The sequence below is a fragment of the Variovorax sp. 20P10.2.4 genome (assembly GCF_058244205.1).
Genome location: NZ_JBZAYE010000582.1, coordinates 1 through 4,631, shown reverse-complemented (window position 1 = coordinate 4,631; position 4,631 = coordinate 1). Strand labels below are relative to the sequence as shown.

Sequence of the window (4,631 nt, the reverse complement as noted above, 5' to 3'; positions counted from 1 at the left end):
TGGCGATCTGCTGGCGCAGCGCCGTGTCGACCACCAGCAGGTCGCCGCTGGCCGCGGTGGCGCCGAGCACCAGCAGCGCGCCGACCTCGGCCTCGTTCTTGAGTTCGTAGCGCGCATTGCCGCCGGCGAGACCGGCGAAGGCCGGCAGCGCGGCGAGCCCCGCGGGCACCTGCCAGCCCGAGGTGTCGACGATGTCGCCGGCCACCGGGAAGGCCTGGATCTGCACGCGGCGGTTGGCCTGCTCGAGCGCGACGCCGAGGCGCCAGGCGCTGTCGTAGCTGGTCTTCGAGAGATTGCGCGAAGCCACCAGCAGGACCGGGCGCGCGGGCAGCGTGGCCCAGGCGTCGGCGAGGCTGGTCAGCGCGCCGCTGTTGAAGCGGTAGTTGAAGCGCGTCTCGGGCGAGATCGCGAGCACGTTGCCGGTCGAGCGCTCGAGTTCGCAGACGCGGCGCGCCACGTTGTTGGACCACTGGACGCCGAGGCGCACGAAGTTCGCGCTGCGCGCGACGCCGGTGTCGATCTTGAGGTTCTGGCTCGCGTCGCCCTCGGCCGCCTCGATGCGGCGCGCCTGCACCGGCCGGCCGTTGACCGTCAGCAGCATCGAGGTGCTGCCGCCCTCGGCCTTGTGATAGCGGCCACTGAAGTCGATGCTGGCCTCGGCCAGCGCGAGGCCGCGCGGCACCGGCAGGTAGAACTCCTGGCGGCTGTCGAAGCCGTTGAGCAGCACGGTGTCGCCGATGCCCAGGTCCGACAGCGCAAAGCTGCGGTTGACCCAGGTCTCGCCCTGCAGGCGTTGCAGCGCGTCGCTGGCGGGGCTGGCGTGTGCGAGGAAGGAGGTGCTCAGGGCGAGCAGGGCCGTGGGGACGATCCGTCGTGAGAACAGAGAAGGCATGGAGAGACTCGGCAGGAAAACTTGAAAAAAGAGGGGCGGCGTTCGGCGCTCAGGGCACGAACTCGGCGGTGTGCCGTTCGCACAGCACGTCCACGATGCGCTGGCTTGCGCGCGCGTCGCCGTAGGGATTGCCGCGGCGGCAGAACTCGGCGTGCACGGCGGGGTCGTCGAGCAGGCGGCGCGCCTTGCCCACGATGCGCTCGGGCGAGGTGCCCACCAGCCGCACGGTGCCGGCGGCCACGGCCTCGGGGCGCTCGGTCACGTCGCGCATCACCAGCACCGGCTTGCCCAGCGAGGGCGCCTCTTCCTGCACGCCGCCCGAGTCGGTCAGGATCAGGTAGGCGCGCTGCATGAACCAGACGAAGTCGAGGTAGCCCAGCGGCGCGATCAGGTGCACATTGGGCAGGCCCGACAGCTGGGCCTTCACCACGTCGTGCACGTTGGGGTTCAGGTGCACCGGGTAGACGATCTGCACGTCGTCGCGCAGCGCCAGCTCGCGCAGCGCTGCGCAGATGTTGCGAAAGCCCTCGCCGAAGTTCTCGCGGCGGTGGCCGGTGACCAGCACCAGCCGGCGCCTGGCATCGACCCAGCCGTGGCGCTTCTCGAGCGTGGCGGCCAGCGGGCGGTCGGATTCGAGCCGCTCGACCGTGGCCGCGAGCGCGTCGATCACCGTGTTGCCCGTGACCCAGATGCGCCCCGGCGGCTTCTCGGCGAGCAGGGCATCGCGCGAGGAGGGCGTGGGCGCGAACATCCAGCTGCTGACCGAATCGACGAAGCGGCGGTTGAGTTCCTCGGGGAAGGGCGAGCGGATGTCGCCGCTGCGCAGGCCGGCCTCGACATGGCCGACCGGAATGCGGCGATGGAAGGCGGCCATGGCACAGGCCGCGGCGGTGGTGGTGTCGCCATGCACCAGCACGCAGTCGGGCTGCTCGGCCTCGAGCACCGCGTCGGCGCCCGCGATCAGGCGGCCGTAGAGCCCGTTGAGCGACTGGTTGGGTCGCATCACGTCGAGGTCGTGGTCGGCCTCGAGGTCGAACAGCGACATCACCTGGGTCAGCATCTCGCGGTGCTGGCCGGTCACGCACACGGTGCTGCGCACGCGCGGCTCGCGGCGCAGGGCGGCGACGAGGGGGGCCATCTTGATGGCCTCGGGACGGGTCCCGAAGATCGACAGTACGTGCATTTCGAGGAGTCAGTGGCTGGTGCCGACGCACAGCCTCCCCGCGTGTGGACGCAAGGCGGCGGCAAGCCGGACACGAACAAATGAATAAAGGGGTACTCGCGTACCCCCTCAGGGCGGGACCGGTCTGCGCCGTCTGACCCTCGAAGCGGACAGTGTAACTAAAGATTTAACAAATCATCAACAAATGAAAACGGAAGTGTCTACTTTTTGGCACTTTGGGCCGCCGAGTCGGTGGCCCGCCCGCTCAGCCCGCGCGCCGCGCCACGTCCACCACCGCGGCCGCGAAGGCCTGCGGCGCTTCCTGCGGCAGGTTGTGGCCGATGCCGCCGTCGACCTGGCGGTGCTCGTAGAAGCCCGAGAACTTCTTCGCGTAGCTGGCGGGCTCGGGGTGCGGCGCGCCGTTGGCATCGCCTTCGAGCGTGATGGTCGGCACGGTGATCACGGGCGCCTTGGCGAGCCGGTCCTCGAGCGGCTGGTACCTGGCCTCGCCTTCGGCCAGGCCGAGGCGCCAGCGGTAGTTGTGGATCACGATCGCGACGTGGTCGGGGTTGTCGAAGGCGCGCGCGCTGCGTTCGAAGGTCGCGGCATCGAAGTTCCACTTGGGCGAGGCGAGCTGCCAGATCAGCTTCGAGAACGCGTTGCGGTTCTTGTCGTAGCCCAGGCGGCCGCGCTCGGTCGCGAAGTAGTACTGGTACCACCACTGGAACTCGGCCTCGGGCGGCAGCGGGTTCTTGCCGGCCTCCTGGCTGCCGATCAGGTAGCCGCTGACCGACACCAGCGCCTTCACGCGCTCGGGCTGCAGCGCCGCCATGATGCAGGCCGTGCGCGCGCCCCAGTCGCAGCCAGCGACCGTCGCGCTGCGGATCTGCAGCGCGTCCATCAGCGCGAAGATGTCGGCCGCCACCACCGACTGCTGGCCGTTGCGCGGCGTGTCGGCCGAGAGGAAGCGCGTGGCGCCGTAGCCGCGCAGGTAGGGCACGATCACGCGGAAGCCCGCGGCCGCGAGCAGCGGCGCGACGTCGACGAACATGTGGATGTCGTAGGGCCAGCCATGCAGCAGGATCACCGGCGCGCCGTTGGCGGGGCCGGCCTCGAAATAGGCCACGTTGAGCACGCCCGCATCGATGTGCTTGAGCGGCTCGAGGCGCCGCGGCGTGCCGCCGGCGGACGGCGTGTTCGACTGCGCGAACGCGGGAACGACCGCGGCGAACTGGGCCGTGGCGAGGCCGATGGCGGCCTTGGCGAGGAACGAGCGGCGCTCGAGCGGGGAGGAAAGCGTCATGGGAACTCCTTGCGAATGGTGGTGGATGGCATCGGGCCGAAGGCCTGTCGCGCCGGTGTCGTTCGCGGTGCCTGGCGATCGATGGCGCGGATGTTCATTCGCGGGAGTGCCCGGGGGCGGGGGCTGCGTATCGCTGTGTATCCCGGGGTGGTTCGCAGACAGTAAATTTCGTTGGGGCCCGCGCGCTCAGGCGCCCAACGCCGGCGTCCCCAATGCCGCCGCAAGAAAATCCACCAGCGCCGCCACGCGCCGGCTCGGCGCACCGCCCGGAAAGACCGCGAACAGGTCGATAGGCCCCGCCACGTAGCCGCCCAGCACCCCCTCCAGCACGCCGGCCTCGAGTTCGTGCCGGATGTCCTGCCGGTTCTTGAAGATCACGCCCACGCCGTTCACGGCCCATTCGCGCAGCACCGAGCCGTCGCTGGCCTCGCGGTCGCCCGACACCTTGACGTTGAAGGGCCGGCCGCCGTCGCGAAAGGTCCAGGCCGCGAGCGGCGCGCCGGGCCGCGCGAGCACCAGGCAGTTGTGCTGCGCCAGTTCGCTTGGATGCGCCGGCCGGCCGCGCGCGTTCCAGTAGGCCGGCGCGGCGCAGACCAGCCGCTCGCCGGGCACCAGCAGGCGGGCCTGCAGGTTCGAGTCGGGCAGCGGACCGAAGCGGATCGCGAGGTCCATGTGGGTCTCGATCAGGTCGATGGTGCTGTCGCTGAGATGCAGCCCGATGCGCACGCGCGGGTGGCGCTGCTGGAAGGCGTCGAGCAGCGACCGCAGCTGCGAGCGGCCGAAGTCGTTGGTGGCGGTGACGCGCACCGGGCCCGACAGCTCGCCCTGCTGGCGCAGGCCGCCCAGGGCCGCATCCCATTCCGAGACGATGCGGCGCGCATCCGCCACCAGCGCCTCGCCCTCGTGGGTGAAGGCCAGCCGCCGCGTCGAGCGCTGCATGAGCCGCGCGCCGACCTCCTGCTCGAGCTGGTTGATGGCCAGGGTCACGGTCGAGGTGGCAACGGCGCGCTGGCGCGCGACCCCCGAGAAGCTGCCCCATTCGGCGACGTCGATCAGCAGGCGCAGGGCGTCGATGCGGTCCATTGTTCGAGGATGTCGAAAGGTGATTTGGAGATGCGCCCGATTATCAATGGATCGATGCAGAAATACGATCGCGCCCATCGACCAAGGAACCTCATGAACATCCACTTCAACCACCGCCGCGTGCTGGTCACCGGCTCCACCAACGGCATCGGCTTCGCCACCGCCCAGGGCTTCCTGGCCGCGGGCGCGGA

At 70.2% G+C, this 4,631-nt stretch carries 4 protein-coding genes; all 4 read right to left on the bottom strand.

The genetic code is table 11. From position 1 onward, the window contains the following. On the bottom strand, positions 1 to 892 hold an 892-nt coding region (locus AC27VN_RS33465), incomplete at its 3' end, for a cellulose biosynthesis cyclic di-GMP-binding regulatory protein BcsB (protein WP_490879349.1). Positions 893 to 941: 49 nt separating this feature from the next. Continuing rightward, complete coding sequence (wecB, locus tag AC27VN_RS33460) at positions 942 to 2,075, bottom strand: non-hydrolyzing UDP-N-acetylglucosamine 2-epimerase (protein ID WP_490879348.1); 1,134 nt, start codon at positions 2,073 to 2,075, stop codon at positions 942 to 944. A gap of 244 nt (positions 2,076 to 2,319) precedes the next feature. Beyond that, positions 2,320 to 3,357: an alpha/beta fold hydrolase gene (locus AC27VN_RS33455; RefSeq protein WP_490879347.1), complete on the bottom strand. Its 1,038-nt coding sequence runs from the start codon at positions 3,355 to 3,357 to the stop codon at positions 2,320 to 2,322. Positions 3,358 to 3,543: 186 nt separating this feature from the next. Continuing rightward, positions 3,544 to 4,440, bottom strand: a complete 897-nt coding sequence (locus AC27VN_RS33450; RefSeq protein ID WP_490879346.1) for a LysR family transcriptional regulator — start codon at positions 4,438 to 4,440, stop codon at positions 3,544 to 3,546. Positions 4,441 to 4,631 lie beyond the last annotated feature (191 nt).

Bases quoted from the DNA above. Each gene is read 5' to 3' on its own strand.
- wecB (WP_490879348.1), bottom strand. From the start codon at position 2,075: ATGCACGTACTGTCGATCTTCGGGACCCGTCCCGAGGCCATCAAGATG.
- AC27VN_RS33455 (WP_490879347.1), bottom strand. From the start codon at position 3,357: ATGACGCTTTCCTCCCCGCTCGAGCGCCGCTCGTTCCTCGCCAAGGCC.
- AC27VN_RS33450 (WP_490879346.1), bottom strand. From the start codon at position 4,440: ATGGACCGCATCGACGCCCTGCGCCTGCTGATCGACGTCGCCGAATGG.